Annotated in this window: 19 protein-coding genes; 7 read left to right on the forward strand and 12 right to left on the reverse strand. The window is 64.1% G+C overall.

Going from position 1 to position 19,562, the window contains the following annotated elements; translation table 11 throughout:
- The 7 genes from ACMHYJ_RS14440 to metE form a co-directional block, all read right to left on the reverse strand.
- Nucleotides 1-789 (reverse strand): uroporphyrinogen-III synthase, encoded by a 789-nt coding sequence (locus ACMHYJ_RS14440; RefSeq protein WP_414246887.1) that lies wholly within the window; start codon nt 787-789, stop codon nt 1-3.
- On the reverse strand, nt 789-1,724 hold the full coding sequence (gene hemC / locus ACMHYJ_RS14445; RefSeq protein ID WP_414246888.1) for a hydroxymethylbilane synthase: 936 nt from the start codon (nt 1,722-1,724) through the stop codon (nt 789-791). The genes ACMHYJ_RS14440 and hemC overlap by 1 nt, the downstream gene beginning before the upstream one ends.
- A gap of 91 nt (nt 1,725-1,815) precedes the next feature.
- Nucleotides 1,816-2,529, reverse strand: a complete 714-nt coding sequence (locus ACMHYJ_RS14450) for a TerC family protein (RefSeq protein ID WP_414246907.1) — start codon at nt 2,527-2,529, stop codon at nt 1,816-1,818.
- A gap of 114 nt (nt 2,530-2,643) precedes the next feature.
- The gene (gene sucD / locus ACMHYJ_RS14455; protein WP_414246889.1) at nt 2,644-3,525 is read right to left on the reverse strand and encodes a succinate--CoA ligase subunit alpha; all 882 of its coding nucleotides are present in this window, start codon (nt 3,523-3,525) and stop codon (nt 2,644-2,646) included.
- Between the two features lie 19 nt (nt 3,526-3,544).
- Entirely contained in the window at nt 3,545-4,705 is a 1,161-nt protein-coding gene (gene sucC / locus ACMHYJ_RS14460) for an ADP-forming succinate--CoA ligase subunit beta (protein WP_414246890.1), read from the reverse strand.
- A 61-nt stretch (nt 4,706-4,766) separates the two neighbouring features.
- Nucleotides 4,767-5,327 carry a DUF2889 domain-containing protein gene (locus ACMHYJ_RS14465; protein WP_414246891.1) on the reverse strand — a complete coding sequence of 187 codons (561 nt, stop codon included), beginning with the start codon at nt 5,325-5,327 and terminating at the stop codon, nt 4,767-4,769.
- Nucleotides 5,328-5,506: 179 nt separating this feature from the next.
- Complete coding sequence (gene metE, locus ACMHYJ_RS14470; protein WP_414246892.1) at nt 5,507-7,804, reverse strand: 5-methyltetrahydropteroyltriglutamate--homocysteine S-methyltransferase; 2,298 nt, start codon at nt 7,802-7,804, stop codon at nt 5,507-5,509.
- Between the two features lie 103 nt (nt 7,805-7,907).
- Between metE and ACMHYJ_RS14475 the strand changes: the two genes are divergently transcribed.
- Entirely contained in the window at nt 7,908-8,822 is a 915-nt protein-coding gene (locus ACMHYJ_RS14475) for a LysR family transcriptional regulator (RefSeq protein WP_414246893.1), read from the forward strand.
- A gap of 57 nt (nt 8,823-8,879) precedes the next feature.
- Here the strand turns inward: ACMHYJ_RS14475 and recX are convergent, their stop codons facing one another.
- Both recX and recA read right to left on the reverse strand, forming a co-directional pair.
- Complete coding sequence (gene recX / locus ACMHYJ_RS14480; protein WP_414246894.1) at nt 8,880-9,416, reverse strand: recombination regulator RecX; 537 nt, start codon at nt 9,414-9,416, stop codon at nt 8,880-8,882.
- Entirely contained in the window at nt 9,406-10,500 is a 1,095-nt protein-coding gene (gene recA, locus ACMHYJ_RS14485) for a recombinase RecA (protein ID WP_414246895.1), read from the reverse strand. The genes recX and recA overlap by 11 nt, the downstream gene beginning before the upstream one ends.
- Before the next feature lie 266 nt (nt 10,501-10,766).
- On the opposite strand from recA, the gene ACMHYJ_RS14490 reads away from it, so the two are divergent.
- The 4 genes from ACMHYJ_RS14490 (at nt 10,767) to ACMHYJ_RS14505 (ending at nt 15,607) form a co-directional block, all read left to right on the forward strand.
- Entirely contained in the window at nt 10,767-11,468 is a 702-nt protein-coding gene (locus ACMHYJ_RS14490; RefSeq protein ID WP_414246896.1) for a response regulator, read from the forward strand.
- Between the two features lie 10 nt (nt 11,469-11,478).
- Complete coding sequence (locus tag ACMHYJ_RS14495; RefSeq protein ID WP_414246897.1) at nt 11,479-12,939, forward strand: sensor histidine kinase; 1,461 nt, start codon at nt 11,479-11,481, stop codon at nt 12,937-12,939.
- A complete protein-coding gene (locus ACMHYJ_RS14500; RefSeq protein ID WP_414246898.1) occupies nt 12,936-14,618 on the forward strand; it encodes an MFS transporter in 1,683 nt (560 codons plus the stop codon). Before ACMHYJ_RS14495 ends, ACMHYJ_RS14500 begins: the two co-directional genes overlap by 4 nt.
- A gap of 83 nt (nt 14,619-14,701) precedes the next feature.
- Complete coding sequence (locus tag ACMHYJ_RS14505; RefSeq protein WP_414246899.1) at nt 14,702-15,607, forward strand: recombination-associated protein RdgC; 906 nt, start codon at nt 14,702-14,704, stop codon at nt 15,605-15,607.
- A 125-nt stretch (nt 15,608-15,732) separates the two neighbouring features.
- On the opposite strand, the gene ACMHYJ_RS14510 is transcribed toward ACMHYJ_RS14505, so the two are convergent.
- Nucleotides 15,733-17,025, reverse strand: coding sequence for an aspartate carbamoyltransferase (locus ACMHYJ_RS14510; protein WP_414246900.1), 1,293 nt, complete (start codon nt 17,023-17,025; stop codon nt 15,733-15,735).
- Nucleotides 17,026-17,073: 48 nt separating this feature from the next.
- Between ACMHYJ_RS14510 and ACMHYJ_RS14515 the strand changes: the two genes are divergently transcribed.
- Complete coding sequence (locus tag ACMHYJ_RS14515; RefSeq protein WP_414246901.1) at nt 17,074-17,355, forward strand: hypothetical protein; 282 nt, start codon at nt 17,074-17,076, stop codon at nt 17,353-17,355.
- Between the two features lie 111 nt (nt 17,356-17,466).
- Here ACMHYJ_RS14515 and ACMHYJ_RS14520 read toward each other — a convergent pair whose 3' ends face one another.
- Nucleotides 17,467-17,958 (reverse strand): GNAT family N-acetyltransferase, encoded by a 492-nt coding sequence (locus ACMHYJ_RS14520; protein WP_414246902.1) that lies wholly within the window; start codon nt 17,956-17,958, stop codon nt 17,467-17,469.
- A gap of 5 nt (nt 17,959-17,963) precedes the next feature.
- Nucleotides 17,964-18,236 (reverse strand): DUF1778 domain-containing protein, encoded by a 273-nt coding sequence (locus tag ACMHYJ_RS14525; RefSeq protein ID WP_414246903.1) that lies wholly within the window; start codon nt 18,234-18,236, stop codon nt 17,964-17,966.
- A 405-nt stretch (nt 18,237-18,641) separates the two neighbouring features.
- On the opposite strand from ACMHYJ_RS14525, the gene ACMHYJ_RS14530 reads away from it, so the two are divergent.
- On the forward strand, nt 18,642-19,415 hold the full coding sequence (locus ACMHYJ_RS14530; RefSeq protein WP_414246904.1) for a hypothetical protein: 774 nt from the start codon (nt 18,642-18,644) through the stop codon (nt 19,413-19,415).
- Nucleotides 19,416-19,562 lie beyond the last annotated feature (147 nt).

Raw genomic sequence — 19,562 nt, forward strand, 5'->3', positions numbered from 1 at the left:
TCAGATCCTTCGGGAAAGCTGTCGGGATGCTGCCACTATAGCCTGAAACAATGCCGCATCCTCTGGCGCGCTGAGGGCGATGCGCAGGGCGGGTTCCGGCTGGTCGGCGTACAGGCATTGTAAACGCCGGGCGATGCGCTTGTGCAGCGTGACCGCAAACAGGCGCGCCGGCCAGGCGAGCCGATGCCGCTGCAGGCTGGCCTCGATGGCGTCCAGCGCCTCCAGGCTGGTCAACAGCAAAATACACGGGCGGGCTTCGGCGCACAGCCGCAGGCAGGTATCCTGATCCCAGGGCTGGGGCAGCCGCCGGTACAGGGCATGGCATTGCACCTGCCAGCCTCGTTGCCGCAATTGCTCGGCCAGCCAGTTGCGTCCATGGGCGGCCCGCAGGATATGGGCCTGGGCGGGCTGCAGGCCCCGGGCCACGATCACGGCCAGCAAGGCTTCGGAATCCGGCGCGGCATCCGCCGCCGGCGCGAGGATGCATTCAGCCGGGACGTAAGCCCGCAAAGCCTGCGCCGTGGCCGGGCCCACGGCGCAGGCCCAGGCCCCGGCGGGCCACACCCGCGCGGGGCGATCAAAGAACGCCGCCACGGCCTGGCCGCTGACAAAGACATGCAGGTTGCCCGCCCGGGGCGCCACGTAGGGCGCATCCAGGCGCTCGATCCGCAAGGCAGGGGCCTGCAGCACCCGCAGTCCGGCCTGGCGCGCCGCAGCGGCCAGGGCCTCGTTGCGCCCCGGCGGACGGGTCAGAACCACCAGAGCCGGCAGGCTGGGCGCGTCTGCCATCAAGCCGACAACCGGGCCAGGATCTGATCCGCCCCCTGGCCCAGCAGATCGCGCGCGACGGCGATCCCGAGGGGCTCGGCCTGATCGGCCAGGCCGCTGGCCTGCGCCCGCAACACCCGGCTGCCGTCGGGTTCGGCCACCAGCGCCCGCAGGAAGATCTGCTCGTCCTGCAAGACGGCATACGCCGCCAGCGGCACCTGACAGGAACCGCCCAAGGTGCGCGACACGGCGCGTTCGGCCAGGGCGCAGACGCGGGCCTGGGCGCAGCCCAGGGGGGCCAGCCAAGCCCGCATCTCCGTGCGCGCCGCCAGTGTTTCGATGCCCAAGGTGCCCTGCCCGGCCGCGGGCAGGCTGAATTCGACGGGCAGCACGGCGCGGATGCGCTGCGCCAGGCCCAGGCGCTGCAGGCCGGCCGCCGCCAGCACGATAGCGGCATAGTCGCCGCGATCCAGCTTTGCCAGACGGGTATCCAGGTTGCCGCGCAAGGGGCGAACCTGCAGTTGGGGATAGCGGGCGCGCAGCTGCGATTCGCGGCGCAGGCTGGAAGTGCCCAGCACCGCCCCGGCGGGCAAGGCATCCAGGCTGTCCACCGTGTTGGACACCAGGGCGTCGCAGGGATCGGCGCGCTCCAGAATGGCCGCCAGGGCAAAGGGCTCGCCCAGATCCACCGGCACGTCTTTCAGCGAATGCACCGCCAGGTCGGCTCGTCCATCCAACAAAGCCGTTTCCAGCTCTTTGACGAACAGGCCCTTGCCGCCCACCTTGGACAGCGTGCGATCCAGGATCTGATCGCCGCGCGTGGTCATTTCCAGGAGTTCGACCTGACAGCCAGGGTAGTGCGCCTGCAGGCGGGCCTGCACATGACGGGCCTGCCACAAGGCCAGGCGGCTGGCCCGGGTGGCGATGACGAGGCGGGAAGGCGGGGTAAGAGACATTACAGCGTAATCCTGGAAAGCACCAAACGTGCCAGCAGGCCGACAAGCGCCAGAAAAATCAGGGTTTGCAACAGCGAGGGGCGTTTGATATTCATGAAACAACCTTTTTCCGGGCGGCGGCCCGGCGACGGGCTAGATAATAGCCTGTCCCGACCACCAGGACAGCGCCGACGGCCTTGGCCGCCCAATCGACCGGCGAGGCCAGCGGACTCAGAAACGGAGCCAGGGCCACATCCGTGACCAGCATGCCGCCGGCGATCCAGCCCAACAGGCCCGCGCCCAGCGTCACCACCCAAGCGTACCGGTCGATCAGGCGCAGCACCAAGGTGCTGCCCCAGACGATGATGGGCACACTCAAGAGCAGGCCGAAGGCGACGTAGGCGATGCGATGATCGGCAATCGTGTTCTGGGCGGCGGCGGCAATCGCAACGACATTATCCAGGCTCATGACGAAATCGGCCAGAATAATCGTGCGCACGGCCGACCCGATCGAGGCCGCCTCCCGCACCCGGTGCGCGCCATCGGGCTCGGGCAGCATCAGATGCACGCCGATCCACAGCAACAGCAAGGCGCCGACGATCTTGAGATAAGGGATATCCAGCAGGGTCAGGGCAAAGGCGATCAACAGAACCCGCAAGGCGATGGCCCCCAGCGTCCCCCAGAGTATCCCCTGCAGGCGGCGGCGGGCATCCAGGCGGCGGCAGGCCAGCGCAATCACCACCGCGTTGTCGCCGCCCAGCAGCAGATCGATGACCACGATCTGCAGCAAGGCCGCCCAATGCAGCTGGGAAAAAACATCCAATATCATCGTCATGCTCGTAAAAAAGCCCGCATGGCGGGCTTTTGCATCATCATCGGCAGGCGGCTGCCAGGTCGCCCCGGCAGTCGGCCTGCGATGACAGGCCTGTCCCGCCGCGCCTTACAGCACGGTCTTCAGCAACTTGCCCATCTCGGACGGGTTGCGGGTGGTGCGGATTCCGCAGGCTTCCATGATTTCGAGCTTGGCGTCGGCCGTGTCGGCCCCGCCGGAAATCAGGGCGCCCGCGTGGCCCATGCGCTTGCCGGCCGGGGCGGTGACCCCGGCAATGAAGCCGACCACGGGTTTTTTCATGTTGTCCTTGGCCCATTGCGCGGCATTGACTTCATCGGGGCCGCCGATTTCGCCGATCATGATGACGGCATCAGTGTCCGGGTCGTCGTTGAACATCCGCAGCACGTCGACGTGCTTCAGGCCGTTGATGGGATCGCCGCCGATCCCCACGGCGCTGGACTGCCCCAAGCCGAGCTCGGTGACCTGCGCCACGGCTTCGTAGGTGAGAGTGCCCGAACGGCTGACGATGCCGATGCGGCCCTTGCGATGAATATGGCCCGGCATGATGCCGATCTTGATTTCATCGGGCGTGATCAGGCCCGGGCAGTTGGGGCCCAGCAGCAGCGTCTTGCGATTTTCGGCACGCATGCGGTTGCGCACTTCCAGCATGTCGCGCACGGGGATGCCTTCGGTGATGCAGATGGCCAGATCCAGATCGGCCTCGACGGCTTCCCAGATGGCGGCCGCGGCGCCGGCGGGCGGCACGTAGATGACGGAGACCGTGGCCCCCGTGTCGTCCTTGGCGTCCTTGACCGAGGCGTAGATGGGGATGCCTTCGAAATCCTGGCCGGCTTTCTTGGGATGCACCCCGGCCACGAAAGCGGCCTGGCCGTTGGCGTATTCACGGCACATGCGGGTGTGGAACTGGCCGGTCTTGCCGGTAATCCCCTGGGTGATGACCTTGGTGTCCTTGTTGATCAGAATCGACATGTTCTATTCCCTGTGATGCTTATTTCGCAGCGGCGACGGCAGCGGTCGCGGCTTCGGCCATGGTGTCCGCACTGATGATGGGCAGGCCCGAGGCCGCCAGCATTTCCTTGCCTTTTTGTTCGTTGGTGCCGCGCATGCGCACCACCAGCGGCACGCTGAGGTTGACCGCCTTGCAGGCCGCGATCACGCCTTCGGCGATCACGTCGCAACGCATGATGCCGCCAAAAATGTTCACCAGGATGGCCTTGACGCCATCGTTTTTCAGCATGATCTTGAAGGCTTCGGTCACTTTTTCGGCGGTGGCGCCGCCGCCCACGTCCAGGAAGTTGGCGGGTTCGCCGCCGAACAGCTTGATGGTGTCCATGGTGGCCATGGCCAGGCCGGCCCCATTGACCAGGCAGCCGATGTTGCCGTCCAGCTGGATGTAGGCCAGGTCGAACTTGCTGGCTTCGACTTCGGCGGGGTCTTCTTCGTCGAGGTCGCGGTAGGCCAGGATTTCAGGGTGGCGGAACAGCGCATTGGCATCGAAGTTGAACTTTGCATCCAGGGCGATGATATTGCCCTGGCCGTCGCGGTTCAGCGGATTGATTTCCACCAGCGAGGCGTCGGTTTCCATGTAGCAGGTATACAGTTTCCGGCATACATCGACGAACTGGGCCACGGAATCCGCCGGCATGTCCACGCCCTTGGCCAGCGTGTCGCCATCGGCCTGGGTAAAGCCCTCGATGGGGTCGATCTGCACGGTGATGATTTTTTCGGGGGAGGAATGCGCGACTTCCTCGATGTCCATGCCCCCTTCGCTGGAAGCAATGAAGGCCACCTTCTGGGTGGCGCGGTCGGTGACCACGGACAGGTAGTATTCCTTCTGGATGTCGGCGCCTTCCTCGATGTACAGGCGGCCCACTTTCTGGCCTTCGGGGCCTGTCTGGTGCGTGACCAGCTGCATGCCCAGGATCTGGCCGGCCAGGGTGCGGACTTCGTCCAGCGACTTGGCGACCTTCACCCCGCCGCCCTTGCCGCGCCCGCCGGCGTGGATTTGCGCCTTGACGACCCAGACAGGCCCCCCCAGCTGTTCGGCGGCCGCCACAGCGTCTTCGACCGAAAACGCGGGAATGCCGCGCGGGACAGTCACGCCAAACTTCTTCAGCAATTCCTTGCCTTGATATTCGTGAATTTTCATGAGTTACCTGTCAGTGAAGAAAAAAAGAAAACCGCCGGCCGCCCGCTTCGGGCCGCCGTCCCTAGCCATCATGGAGCGTTTCCGGGGCGACGTGCCACGCGGAATAGTGCCGCTCGACCACCGGGCCGTCCACCCGCAGGGCATGGCAGCCATCCAGCTGGAAAGGCCGCTGGCCGGCGGGCTGCAAGCGCTGGCGGCCCACCATGGACTGGATCGCCACCGTGGGCAGCACCTGGGTCAGTTCGGTGACGTGCGTGCACCCGGCCGTGCGGCCAAAGCGCTCGCGCACCTGGTGGCGAAACTGTTTCAGCAGATTGAGGCCGATCAGACGGCGGTAGTCGGGCGCGATGGCGCTGCAGAAGTCGCCGTAGGGAGCCGCATCGTAGGCCACCTGGGCATCGGTGATGGTGAACTGCGCGTCGATGGTGACCCGCAGATGCATGTGGTGGATGGGCGCGCCCGCCGGGTGAACCGCCCCATCGCGCAGCGGAAAGTCGTCAGCCTTGGTGTCGATGAGCTCGGCGTCCAGATCCCACAGGCCATCTTCACGGACATAGGCCTGGACGCGGATAGACCGCGTATGCACGGGTTGACGGGGACACGCCGGCGAAGACAAAGGCATGGGATCAAATACGCCTGGAACAATTCAATCTTTCGATTATACCGTGCATCAGCATTTGCTTATAAAGCCGCGGCCCGGCCTCCTGTGGATCAGGGGCCGGGCCGCCGGGTTCAGACGCATCCCCGTCCGGGCGGCCGGCGCGCCTGGGCGCGGCGATCAGCCCGGCGGGCGGCGGGGGTTCAAGCAGCCTGCCGCAGGGCCTGGGCGGCATGCACCATGGATTCCAGCGCCGCCCGGGTTTCCGGCCAGGCCCGCGTCTTCAGCCCGCAATCCGGGTTCACCCACAGGCGCTCGGCGGGCAGGCGCTGCGCGGCCTTGCGCATCAGGCCGATCATCCAGTCTTCCTTGGGCACGTTGGGCGAGTGGATGTCGTACACCCCGGGGCCGATGTCATTGGGATAGGCGAAGTCCTCGAAAGCGCCCAGCAATTCCATATTGGAGCGCGATGTCTCGATGGTGATCACGTCCGCGTCCATGGCGGCGATCGCCTGGATGATGTCGTTGAACTCCGAATAGCACATGTGGGTATGGATCTGGGTGTCGTCCCGCACGCCGCTGGTGCTCAGGCGGAAGCTGTCCACCGCCCAGTCCAGATAGGCCGCCCAATCGCTGCGGCGCAGCGGCAGCCCTTCGCGGAAGGCCGGTTCGTCGATCTGGATTACCGTGATGCCCGCGGCTTCCAGATCCTGCACCTCGTCGCGCAAGGCCAGGGCGATCTGGCGGCAAGTCTGCTCGCGCGGCTGGTCGTCGCGCACGAAAGACCACTGCAAAATGGTGACCGGGCCGGTCAGCATGCCCTTGACAGGCTTGTCCGTCAGGGATTGGGCATAGGCCGACCAGGCGACCGTCATGGGGGCGAGGCGCGCCACGTCGCCGAAAATCAGGGGCGGCTTGACGCAGCGGGAGCCATAGCTCTGCACCCAGCCGAAGGCGGTAAAGGCAAAACCGGCCAGCAATTCGCCGAAATATTCCACCATGTCGTTGCGCTCGGGCTCGCCATGCACCAGGACGTCCAGGCCGACTTCTTCCTGAAAACGGATCACGCGCTCGATTTCCTCGCGGATGGCTTTTTCGTAGGCGGCATCCCCCAAGGCCCCCGAGCGCCAGTCGCGGCGCAAGCTGCGGATTTCAGTCGTCTGCGGAAACGAGCCGATGGTGGTCGTGGGATACTGCGGCAGCCCCAGGCGTTTTTGCTGCGCCTGGATGCGCTGGGCAAAGGGCGCGCGCTGGCGGCTGACCTGGTCGACGCCGGCCAGGCGTTGGGCGACGTCCGGGCGGTGAATGCGGGGCGACTGCGCCCGGTTGCGCACCGCTTGGCGCGCCGCTTCGAGGGCGGCCTGGTCGGCGGCCGTGGCGGTCTGATCCACCGCTGCGCGCAAAAGGCGCAGTTCATCCAGCTTCTGCAGGGCAAAGGACAGCCAGCTGCGCAGCTCGGCGTCCAGGCCGGTTTCCAGCGCCAGGTCGATCGGCGCGTGCAGCAGCGAGCACGACGGCGCCAGCCAGGCGCGTTCGCCCAGGGCCTGGACGGCGTCCCGCACCTGCGCCTGGATGCGATCCAGGTCGGCGCGCCAGACGTTGCGCCCGTCGATCACCCCCAAGGACAGCACCTGGTCGGGGCGCAGACCGGCCAACACCGCAGCCAATTGGGCGGGCGCGCGCGCCAGGTCGATGTGCAGCCCATGCACCGGCAGGCCGCGCACAGCATCCAGATTGGCCTCGATGTCGCCGAAATACGTCGTCAGCAGCACCTTGGGGCCTTGGACGGCCAGGCGTTCATAAACGCGGGCGAAGGCGTGCCGCCAGGCGGCGGGCAGATCCAGCGTCAGAATCGGTTCATCCACCTGCACCCAGTCCACCCCCTGGGCCGCCAGGCGCTGCAGCACGGCCTCATATACCGGCAGCAGCGCGTCCAGCAAGGCCAGCTTGCCTTCGTCCGCCACCCCTTGTGTGTAAGCATCGCCCTTGCCCAGCCACAGCCAGGTCAAGGGGCCCGGAATCACCGGCCGCGCGCGGTAGCCCAGGGCCTGGGCTTCGGCCACCTGCTCGAACAGGGCTTCGCGGGCGATGCGGTACGTCTGGCCCGGATGCAGTTCCGGGACGATGTAGTGGTAGTTGGTATCGAACCACTTGGTCATTTCACATGCCACCGCCGGCGTGCCCGAAGGCGCCCGGCCGCGCGCCATGCGAAACAAGGTGTCCAATTCGACCGGGGCGTCCTCGGCCTGGCCAAAGCGGGCCGGCACGGCGCCCAGCAGGGTGGTCCATTCCAGGATTTGGTCGTACCAGGCAAAATCGCCCACCGGCACCCACTGCAGGCCGGCCTGGGCCTGAGCGGCCCAATGGCGGGCGCGCAATTCGCGCCCGGTGTCCAGCAAACTGTTCTGGTCGGCCTTGCCCGCCCAATAGGCTTCCTGCGCCCGTTTCAATTCGCGGGCCGCACCGATGCGGGGAAAGCCAAGATTATGAATAGTTGTCATACTAAATCCCTGTTAACATCAAATTTATTCAATGAACAACATTGTGCACGGCACCATCAGAAATAAAAAATCAAAGTGTGCACCTATTAGATGAAAATTATTCATGCTAGAGATTCGACACCTGGAAACCCTGCTGGCCATCCGCGACAGCGGCAGCCTGCAAGAAGCCACTGAGCGCCTGCACCTGACGCAATCCGCCCTGTCGCACCAGCTGCGCGACCTCGAAGTGCGTCTGAAGACACCTTTGCTGAACCGGCGCACGCGCCCCGCCCGCCTGACCACGGCGGGGCTGCGGCTGGTGGCCCTGGCCGAAGACGTCCTGCCCCGGGTGCGGGCCGCCGAGCTGGAACTGCATCGGCTGTCGCTGGGACGCGCGGGCCGCCTGCACGTGGCCATCGACTGCCACTCTTGCTTCCAGTGGCTGATGCCCACGCTGGACAGCTTCCGCAAGGACTGGCCCGAGGTCGCCCTGGATCTGTCGGCGGCGTTTTCGTTCGCCCCCCTGCCCGCCCTCAACCGGGGCGATCTGGACGTGGTGATCACCTCGGACCCGGAAGCTCTGGATGGCGTACTGTATGCGCCGCTGTTCGCCTACGAGCTGGTGCTGGCGGTATCCAGCCAGGGGCCGCTGGGCGCGGCCCAGGCCATCGCCCCGCCGGATCTGGCCACGCAGGTGCTGATCACCTACCCGGTGGATCGCGGCCGCCTGGACGTGTTCACGACTTTCCTGGATCCCGCCGGGGTCGAGCCGGCCGGCATCCGCACAGCGGAACTGACCCCCATGATCGTGCAACTGGTGGCCAGCGGCCGCGGCGTGGCGGCCCTGCCCAGCTGGGCCCTGGACGAATACAAAAACCTGCCGGGGCTGCGCATCTGCCGTCTGGGCGACGGGATATGGCGCACGCTGCAGGCCGGCATCCGCGCCGAAGACGCCGAATCGCCCTATATGCAGGCTTTTCTGGAGCAGGCCCGCCGCACCAGCTTCGAGACCCTGCCCGGCATCCGGCGGGCGGACTGAGCAGCCATGGATCGGATGGCCGTTTAAGCGCCGGAGGGGTCGCCGGCGGGCGCGGGGTCAGTCTCGCCCGGCCAACAGGCGGCTGATGACATCGCCGGAAAACCCCCGCCCCGCCAGAAAGCGGTACTGGCGGGCGTAGTCCTTGTCATCGAGCGGCAAAGCGGAGAATTTTTTTTGCCAGACATCCCGGGCGCGGGAGAATTCCGTCGCCCGCAAGGTTTCCTGGAGGTCGGCCAGCTGGGTGTCGTCCAGCCCCTGCTGGCGCAGGGCCCCCAGGATGCGCCGCGTGCCCTGACGGGCGGCGGTGCGGTGCGCATAGGCCTGGGCGTAGCGCTGGTCGGACTGCCAATGGTCTTTTTCCAGCGCGTCCAGCACGGCCTGGATTTCGTCCGGGTCGTCTGAATAGGCCGACAGCTTGCGCTGCAGTTCCCGGCGCGAGTGTTCGCGCCGGGACAGATAGGCGATGGCCCGTGCTTTCAGGCTGGGGCCGCCGGCGGCCCTGCCAGGGCCATCGGCGGCTTTATAGAAACCATCGACGCCCACGCCGGGGCCATCGGCAGCCCTGCCCAAGCCGTCGACCGCCTTATTCGGCATCCGCAGCCGGCACCTGGGCGGCATCGGCCGCCGGCGCCTCGGCGGCGGGCCGGCCGGCGGGGGCCGCCCGCAGGGTGACCCCGTGCTGTTCGCGCACCTTGTTTTCGATTTCGAAGGCGAGATCCGGGTGTTCTTTGAGGTATTCGCGCACGTTGTCCTTGCCCTGGCCAATGCGGGTGCCCTGGTAGCTGTACCAGGCGCCGGCCTTGTCGACAAAGCCGGCCTGCACGCCGAGGTCGATGATCTCGCCCTCGCGGGAGATGCCCGCGCCGTACATGATGTCGAATTCCACCTGCTTGAAGGGCGGCGCGACTTTGTTCTTGACAACCTTGACGCGGGTTTCGTTGCCGATGACTTCGTCGCCTTTCTTGATGGAGCCGATGCGGCGGATATCGAGGCGCACGGAGGAATAGAACTTGAGCGCGTTGCCCCCGGTGGTGGTTTCTGGGTTGCCGAACATGACGCCGATTTTCATGCGGATCTGGTTGATGAAGATGACCATGCAGTTGGCGCGCTTGATGGTGGCCGTGAGCTTGCGCAGGGCCTGGCTCATGAGGCGGGCCTGCAGGCCGGGCAGGGAATCGCCCATGTCGCCTTCGATTTCGGCCTTGGGTACCAGGGCGGCCACCGAGTCGATGACGATGAGATCGACCGAGCCCGAGCGCACCAGGGCGTCGGTGATTTCGAGGGCCTGTTCGCCGGTGTCGGGCTGGGAGATGAGCAGGTCTTCGAGGTTGACCCCCAGGCGGGCGGCGTACTGGACGTCGAGCGCGTGCTCAGCATCCACGAAGGCGCAGGTGCCGCCGATTTTTTGCATTTCGGCAATGACCTGCAGGGTAAGCGTGGTCTTGCCGGAGGATTCCGGGCCGTAGACTTCGACGACGCGCCCGCGCGGCAGGCCGCCGACGCCCAGGGCGATGTCCAGCCCCAGCGAGCCGGTGGACACCACCTGGATGTCGTGTTCGACCTGGTTGTCGCCGTAGCGCATGATCGAGCCTTTGCCGAACTGCTTTTCGATTTGCGACAAGGCGGCGGCCAGCGCCTTGGCGCGTTCGGGGTTGGCCTTGCCGGTGCGTTCGTCCATGGAAGGGTTCCTTTTTTTCGAGGGGGATTTAGATGCGGTCATAAAGAAATTATGGCATTAAATTATACTGTATAAATCAACAGCCATGGACCTTAATGTCCCGGCGGGGCGCAAACGCCGCCCCGGCGTCCGCGCCCCGCCCTATCCGTCCGCCATCGTTAACCCTAAATGACGCCCGAGGCTGCGCATGGGACAATCGGCAACGTTCCGGTGCCAGTGTTTCACCCCGTGGCACTTTTCTTTTTATCCTAGACGCTTTTCCCGCCATGCGTATCCTGATTGCCGAGGACGACAGTATTCTTGCGGATGGCCTGTCCCGGTCGCTGCGCTACGACGGCTATGCGGTGGACGTCGTCCACGACGGCTCCAGCGCCGATTCCGCCCTGAAACTGCAAAGCTTCGACCTCCTGATTCTGGATCTGGGCCTGCCCAAGATGAGCGGCCTGTCCGTGCTGCGCCAGCTGCGCCAGCGCGGCACCCCCCTGCCCGTGCTGATCCTGACCGCCGCCGACTCCATCGAGCAGCGCGTCGAAGGCCTGGATCTGGGGGCCGACGACTACATGTCCAAACCCTTCGCCCTGACCGAACTCGAAGCCCGGGTGCGCGCCCTGATCCGCCGTCACGGGGGCGGGCGCGCCTCGGTGCTGCGCCACGGCCGCCTGGCATTCGACCTGAACGGCCGCACCGCCACCATCGACGACGCGCCGGTCGAACTCTCCGCCCGGGAAACCAGCCTGCTCGAAATCTTCCTTTCGCGCAGCGGCCGCATGATCAGCAAGCACCAGTTGGTCGATCTGCTCTGCGAATGGGGCGAAGAAGTCACCACCAACGCCATCGAGGTCTACATCCACCGCCTGCGCAAAAAAATCGAGCCCGCCGACATGCGCATCCTGACCGTGCGCGGCCTGGGATACTGCCTGGAACCCGAAAGCCGCAGCCAGGCGGCCGACACCGCCCCCGCCGGCTGAACCCGCGCCCATGTTCGCCGACCCGCGGCCCGCTGGCAAAAAACGGCCCAGGCGCCACTCGACCCTGCTGGGCCGCATCCTGCTGTGGATGATCGTGCCGCTGTTCGTGCTGTGGTCGATCGGCATCGTCATCACCTATTTCATTTCACTCAACATTGCCAATTCGCCTTACGACCGAACCCTGGCCAGCCACCTGCGCCTGCTGCGCCACGAAGTCGAGCAGCAGCACCTGAGCCAGGGCGTCACGCTGTCCGAATCGGCCCGCACCGTGCTGGCGGGCAACGCCGAAGACACCCCCACGACCTGGCAGATACTGGATGCCAACGGCCACCTGATGGCCGGCGACCCCGGCATCCCCACGCCGGAAAACTGGGCCTACGACATCGACCAGATCCGCTACCGCAACGCCATCCTGAATCACCGCGCCATCCGCATCGCCTACATGTGGGGCGGGCGCGACCGCGACGGCACCGGCTTTCTGACCGTGGTGTCCGAGCCCGCCGAGGCGCGCGCCACCCTGCAGCAGGAAATTCTGACCGGCATGCTGACCCCCCAACTGATCATCCTGCCGCTGGCCGCCATGCTGGCGGGCCTGGGCCTGACCCAAGGGCTGGAACCCCTCAGCCTGCTGCAGGAACACATGCGGCGGCGCAAGCCCAGCGACCTGTCGCCGATCCGCGACGACCTGGCGCCGGCCGAGATCGTGCCCCTGATTTCCGCCATGAACAACGTGTTGCAGCGGCTCTCCGCTTCCATCGAATCCCAGCGGCGCTTCGTGGCCAATGCCGCGCACCAGTTGAAAACCCCGCTGGCGGGCATCCGCACCCAATGCGAAATCGCCCTGCGCGAACACGAGCCCGCCCGCATGCGCGACAGCCTGCGGCAACTGGTCGCGGGATCGCAGCGGGCCACCCGCCTGGTCAACCAACTGCTGCTGCTGGCGCGCGCCGAATCCCTGGATCCCACCCAGTCGCCCACCACCGAATCCCTGGATCTGAACGCCCTGGCGGCCGAAACCGCCAGCGGCTGGGTCGATCAGGCCATCCAGCGCGGGATCGACCTGGGCTTCGAGTCCACAGACCAGCCCCTGCCGGTTTTCGGCAACCGCACCATGGTGCAGGAACTGCTGAACAACCTGATCGACAATGCCCTGCTGTATACCCCGACGGGCGGCCAAGTGACGGTGCGCGCCCTGGCCGACGGCGACCAGTCGGTCTGCCTGGAAGTCCAGGACACCGGCCCCGGCATCCACCCGGACGAGCAGTCCCGGGTCTTCGACCGCTTCTACCGGATACTCGGGCACGAAGCCGAAGGCAGCGGACTGGGCCTGGCCATCGTGCGCGAGATCGCCGACCACCATCAGGCCAGCGTCGCCTTTTTACCGCCCGGCAACCACCGCGACCCCGCCAGCGCGGGCACCCGGCTGCGGGTGACCTTCCCGCGCGACCAGATCCCCAGGACTCGCACATGAAATCCAATTCTTTCATGACAGCCGAACCCGCGGACGATGACCGCCGCCCCATGACGCACGAAGAACGCCGCGTCATCCTGGCTTCCTCCATGGGCACCGTGTTCGAATGGTACGACTTCTACATCTACGGGTCTTTGGCCGCCATCATCGCCCAGCACTTTTTCTCCGGGCTGACGCCCACGGCGGGGTTCATCTTCGCGCTGCTGACATTCGCCGCCGGCTTTGCCGTGCGTCCGTTCGGCGCCCTGGTCTTCGGCCGCCTGGGTGATATGGTGGGGCGCAAATACGCCTTCGTCGTTTCCATCCTGATCATGGGCCTGTCCACCTTTCTGGTGGGGGTGCTGCCCTCCTCCGCCTCCATCGGCACGGCCGCCCCCCTGATCCTGCTGCTGCTGCGGCTGCTGCAGGGCCTGGCCCTGGGGGGCGAATACGGTGGCGCGGCCGTCTATGTGGCCGAACACGCGCCCAACCACCGGCGGGGCTTTTTCACCAGTTGGATCCAGACCACCGCCACCACGGGGATGTTCCTGTCGCTGGTGGTGGTGCTGGGCACCCGCGCCACGCTGGGCCACGAAGCCTTTGAAGCCTGGGGCTGGCGGGTGCCGTTTCTGATTTCCGTCCTGCTGCTGGTGATTTCCGTCTGGATACGGCTGCGGCTGCACGAATCCCCCGCCTTCACCCGCATGAAATCCGAGGGCCTGGTGTCGCGCGCGCCCATCAAAGAAGCCTTCGGCCGCTGGAAAAACCTGCGCCTGATCCTGCTGGCCCTGGTGGGCCTGACGGCTGGCCAGGCCGTGGTCTGGTACACCGGCCAGTTCTACGCCCTGTACTTCCTGACCGAAACCCTGGGGGTGGACGCCAATATCGCCAACGTCCTGGTCGCCATGTCGCTGCTGCTGGCCTGTCCGTTCTTCCTCTTGTTCGGCGCGCTGTCCGACCGCATCGGCCGCAAACCCATCATCATGGCGGGCTGCCTGATCGCCAGCCTGACGTATTTTCCCGTGTTCAAGGGCCTGACCCACTATGCCAACCCAGCGCTGGAACGCGCCCAGGAAAACGCCCCCGTGTATGTGGTGGCGCACCCCGACAACTGCGCCCTGCAGTTCAATCCCGTGGGCACGGCGTCCTTCACCAGCTCCTGCGACCTGCTGAAGGCCTTCATGGCCAACCATTCGGTGCACTACACCAACCAGCCGGCCCCCGCCCATACCGTGGCCTACGCCCTGGTAGGCGACCAGCGGATCGACGCCTTCGAGGGCGCCGGCCTGTCGCGCGCCGAATTCGCCCGCCACAGCGCCGAACTCCAGGCGCGGCTGAAAGACGCCGTGCGCCACCATGGCTACCCCGCCTACGCCGATCCCTCCCAGATCAACTACATCATGGTGTTGCTGCTGCTGTTTTTCCTGGTGCTGCTGGTCACCATGGTGTATGGCCCGATTGCCGCCATGCTGGTGGAGATGTTCCCCACCCGCATCCGCTATACCTCCATGAGCGTGCCTTACCACATCGGCAACGGCTGGTTCGGCGGGTTCCTGCCGCCCGTGGCCTTCGCAACGGTGGCCACCACCGGCAATATGTACGACGGCCTGTGGTATCCGATCGCCGTCTGCGTCATGACCCTGGTGGTGGGCATGCTGTTCGTGCGCGAAACCCGCCACAACGATCTGGACGCGCCTTAAGCAGCAAAAATACCCGCGCCCGGACGGCAAAACACTTCGCGTACAATCAAGGCCCTTTTGTCTTTGCCCGTCCCGACACGACCATGTGGTTCAAGAATCTTAAACTTTATCGCCTCGCCCCCGAAGCCAAGCTGACCATCGCCGACCTGGAAGCGGCCCTGGAACCCCTGGCTTTCCGCCCCGGCGGCAGCCAGGACAGCCAGGTCTCGGGCTGGCTGCCGCCACGCGAGGACAGCGGCCTGGTCTACGCGCAGCATGGTCAGATTCTGTTGCGCCTGCAAACCGAAAAAAAACTGCTGCCCGCCACCGTGATCAACCAGGCCAGCAAGGCCCGCGCCCTGCAGATCGAAGAACAGCAAGGCTACAAGCCCGGGCGCAAGCAGATGAAGGAAATCAAAGAGCAAATGACGATGGAGCTGCTGCCGCGCGCCTTCGTCATCGCCCACGATACCCGCATCTGGCTGGACACCGTCAACCACTGGGTGGCCATCGACGCCGCCGCCAATGCCCGCAGCGACGAAGTCCTGGGCCTGCTGGCCAAATCCCTGACGCCGTTTCCCATCGTGCCGCTGCACACTGACCTTGCGCCCGCCAGCGCCATGACGCTTTGGTTGAGCGAAAACGAAGCCCCGGCGGGCTTTACCATCGACCAGGACACCGAACTGCGATCCACGGGCGAATCCCGCGCCACCGTGCGCTACGTGCGCCAAAGCGTGGATGCCGATGAAGTGCGCCGCCACATCGACGCCGGCAAGCAATGCACGCGCCTGGCCCTGACCTGGAACGACCGGGTATCCTTCGTGCTGACCGACAACCTGGACATCAAGCGCGTGGCCCCGCTGGACGTGCTGAAAGAACACCAGGACGCCCAGGCCGCCAACGAAGCCGAGCGCCTGGATGCCGACTTCGCCCTGATGACCGGCGAACTGGCCCGCTTGCTGGACGACCTGGTGGCCGCGCTGGGTGAGATCAAGGCGGATAAAAGCTGACCCGGATGCTCCCGGAAGCCGGGCATCCCGGCACCCGAGGGCATTACAGCGGGCGCGCCGGCAGCGGATGCGCACGCGCACGCACGCCGCATCCACCTGCCGAGCCTGCGCCCGGCGGCGCGGGCTCAATCAATCCCGTGGAACACGCTGTCGTCCGGGCCAATGTGCGACGGCGGCGCCCAGGTCACGTCGCGCAAGGAATGCTGCACCAGGTTTTCCACCCCCAGCAACACGGCGAAAATCGCCATGCGCACCGGAATCCCGTTGTCCGTCTGCCGGAAAATCGCCAAACGCGGGTCGTGGTTCAGGTCGATGCTGAGGTCGTGCGCCCCTTCGCGGCTGTCGCGCGGCAGCGGGTGCATGACGATCACGTCCGGCCCGCAGTTGGCATCCACAATGGCCCGATTGACCTGGAATTCCTCGGTGTAGCCTTCCAGGGTTTCGCCGGTGAAGCGCTCTTTCTGCACCCGGGTGGCATAAATGACATCCGCCCCCTTCAGGCCGGTGGCCAGGTCGTGCGTCTGTTCGATGACGTGACCGTTCTTGCCGGCTTTTTCCAGCAGATGTTCCGGCATTTCCAGACCGGGGGGCGAGATCAAGGTGAATTTCAGCCCCCGGTACAAGGCCAGCAGCTTGATCAGCGAATGCACCGTGCGGCCGTACTTCAGGTCGCCCGCCATCACGATATGCGCCCCGTCCAGCAGTTTCCCCAAACGGGAGAACTCGGTCAGAATGGTATACAGATCAAGCAGGGCCTGGCTGGGATGTTCGCCCGCGCCATCGCCCCCGTTGACCACCGGGATATTGGTGGCGGCGGCGAATTCCGCCACCGAGCCCTTGTCCGGGTGGCGGATCACCATGGCATCCACGTAGCCGCTCATCACGCGGCTGGTGTCGTAGATGGATTCGCCCTTGGCCATGGATGAAAACGTAAAGCCCGTGGTGTCGCACACCGATCCGCCCAGGCGGCAAAACGCCGCCCCGAAGCTGACGCGGGTGCGCGTGCTGGCCTCGAAGAATAAATTGCCCAGAACCGCGCCTTCGAGCACCCGCGAGACTTTCTGGCGCCGCGCAATCGGCTGCATCAAATCGGCCACGCGAAACAAATCTTCGACGGATTCGCGGCTGAACTGATCCACCGACAACAGCTGGTGCTTGTTTTCGACGGCGATACGATCACGCAAGGAACCGAATTGTGCGCTTTGCGCATACTTTTCCAGCAAGGCGCCATTCTCGACGATTTCCGTCACGAAGCGCGAAACGACTTCCGGCATGCTGCGGGCCTCCTGGGACTCCTCCGGCAGCAGCCAGGTATCCAGAGCCCGGCGCTTGACCCCGATACGCGCCGCAAACACATCCCGAGTCAGGTTGAGGCGACGCATGGCATCGCGCAGAAAAACTTGTTGAGAGACAGCCATTTTGGGCTCCATATACGCAATGCGCATATTTTTACCCATCACACAGATATGATGCAAGAAAAATATGGGGAAATCTCTGGGAGAATCGGCTCGGGCGGCAAAAAAGCAACGCGCGCACCTATCCACGATGGTTCTGATTGCGTGCGATGGTGCGCCGGTCAAGCCGTACCATCAAAAACACCATCAATTTTTTCTGCTTGTAACTTCCTCGCGTTGCTAGATCATCCCAGATGGAAAAGCAAAAGCATTTACAAGCCAGGGCTTTATTCTTGTTCTTGGTTGTTGTTGCGTGGCGTTGCGCAACGCAAATTCACCCCCACTCGATTATAAATAGTGAGGAAATTTTCTTGAAAATCATGTGCTTGGGAAGCACTTATTTTCTGATGCCATGAAAAATACCATGTAGAGAAAAACTGCTTTTTCTTGCAAAAATCTGGCAAATCAAGCAGCGGATATTGGCAGATATAGCGTCAACGCCTCGCTGACCGTACGACGAAAGCCAAAGCCCTCATAAAACGCTGCCACCATCGAATCTTTGGCATCCACTACCAAGACACGCACGCCCATGCTCTGCCGCACGGACAGAGCCACATTGACCGCGTGGCCCAGCAGCAACTGACCATAACCCTTGCCCTTCTCGGACTGCGACACCGCCAAGCGGCCAACCCGTATAGCTGGCACAGGGTAGGCAGGCAAGCGCTTACGATCGTTTTCCCGTAGCTCATCCAGATAGAGCTGTGCCGCAGCCAACGTGCAGTAACCCAAAATGTGGGCAGGCTGTTCGTTGTCTATCAGGACATGCGTTGTGGCAATGCCGTCACGCTGATGCTGGCCTGCCCTCTGACGCAGGTAATCGTCTAATGCCGTCACGCCACAGGTGAAACCCTCGCGATCATGCTGACGACCATCGAGGATCGTGAAAGTGAGTACCATCCGCGTCAGTGCTTTGCTAAACGCTTGGCGGCATCCATTGCTTTCTTCAGGCGGCTATTGGGCTTGAACGGAGCATCCAACGCGGCCAGAAAACGACGAGACTCCTCGACAGACAGCGTGACCACGGTATCGGCCGCAATAGCGGTATCCGCCTCGCGCAGGACAGCATCACGCACAAAGGTCGAAATCGGCATGCCACGCAGTGCGGCAGCCTTGGCGATACGGTCTTTGTCGCGGGGTTCAATTCGTAGATCTAGACGAGCGGTAGCGGTAGTCATAGCAGGCTCCTTTGTACGGAATTATACCGTACAAAAATGGGAATATCTATTCCAGCCTGCGGAGCTTGAACACTTTCCCAGAACGGATCGCCAACGCTACCGGCACCTGCACCAAGCGCACCGTGCGCTCACGCACTTCAGGGGAAAATTTGGTTTGGTTGCTCATGGCTCCACTCTCTCAAAAGTTGGAGCCTCCTCAAAACCCGGGGGGATTCAGGCCGAGTCGCCAGCTCCTGCGCTAGTGGCAGCGCTGGCGACTGGTTGTTGTGCTGCTAGGGATGCCAAGCAAGTTGCAGTATCACTCATGATGCAAAAATACCATTTCAGCGACACGTACCCGAGGAGATCAAATCCATCTTCACGGATCTTTGCGATACACAGATCACCAAATTCAGGCACGCCCGAGTGCTGCTGGCCGCCCATGCCCTCTCGTTGTTCCGCGTAGACAAGGCCTGGTCTGAACAATACCTATTACCCCTGTTCGATTGGAACTATTGCGAAGCCGAAGCACAGGCAGCGTGGGAGGGCTTCCTCTGGTCCCCACGGCTGTACCGCCCACTGATGGCGGCGATCAAACCTGCCTTCCTCGATACAGTCCATCACTATGAGCAACTGGGCAAGCACCGCGAGCAATTTGCGTCATTCCTGACATTCGCGGCGCTCGACCCCGGCGACACGTTCTCCATAGCGCAGTTGGCCTCTGCCGTCCGAGCACTTCCGGCGGAAGGTCTGCGCCAATCAGCCCAAACATTGGTTCGAGCGCTGGAAAGCGCTGGCGATCAACGTGAGGACTACTGGAAAAATCGAGTCTTACCGTTCTGGGAAAAGATCTGGCCGAAATCCAACGATCAAGCATCGGGCGCCAACGCTGAATCGCTGGCTCGCCTGTGCGTCGCGGCAGGCGGAGAATTTCCATCCGCGATGGCATCCGTTGGAAACTGGCTGCGCGTGGCCCAACATCCCGACTATGTGATTCATCGATTGAAGAAATCCGGTCTGGCTGCCCGCTTCCCAGAAGATGCGCTGCGGCTGTTGCACACCATTCTGGGCAACCAGCCATCTTGGCTATCGTCAGAACTGCGCGGATGCCTCGATGCCATCGGCCAAGCAGCCCCGAATTTGCGTCAAGATCACAGATTTATGAGAGCAGACGAACTTGCACGAAGGTTCAACATTTGAATCTGACTAGCAGCGACCTCTCACGTAGAGACATCTTTTTCGTTCTTGGTTCGGTTGTACCCGGCTTCGTTGTCAACGCCGACTGAAAACTGACCCACTTTCGTCGGAATCGTCGGAGTAAATCTGACCCACCCCGGCGTCCAAAAA

The organism is Castellaniella hirudinis (assembly GCF_047468865.1).
In the GTDB taxonomy this organism is placed as follows: domain Bacteria; phylum Pseudomonadota; class Gammaproteobacteria; order Burkholderiales; family Burkholderiaceae_B; genus Castellaniella; species Castellaniella hirudinis_A.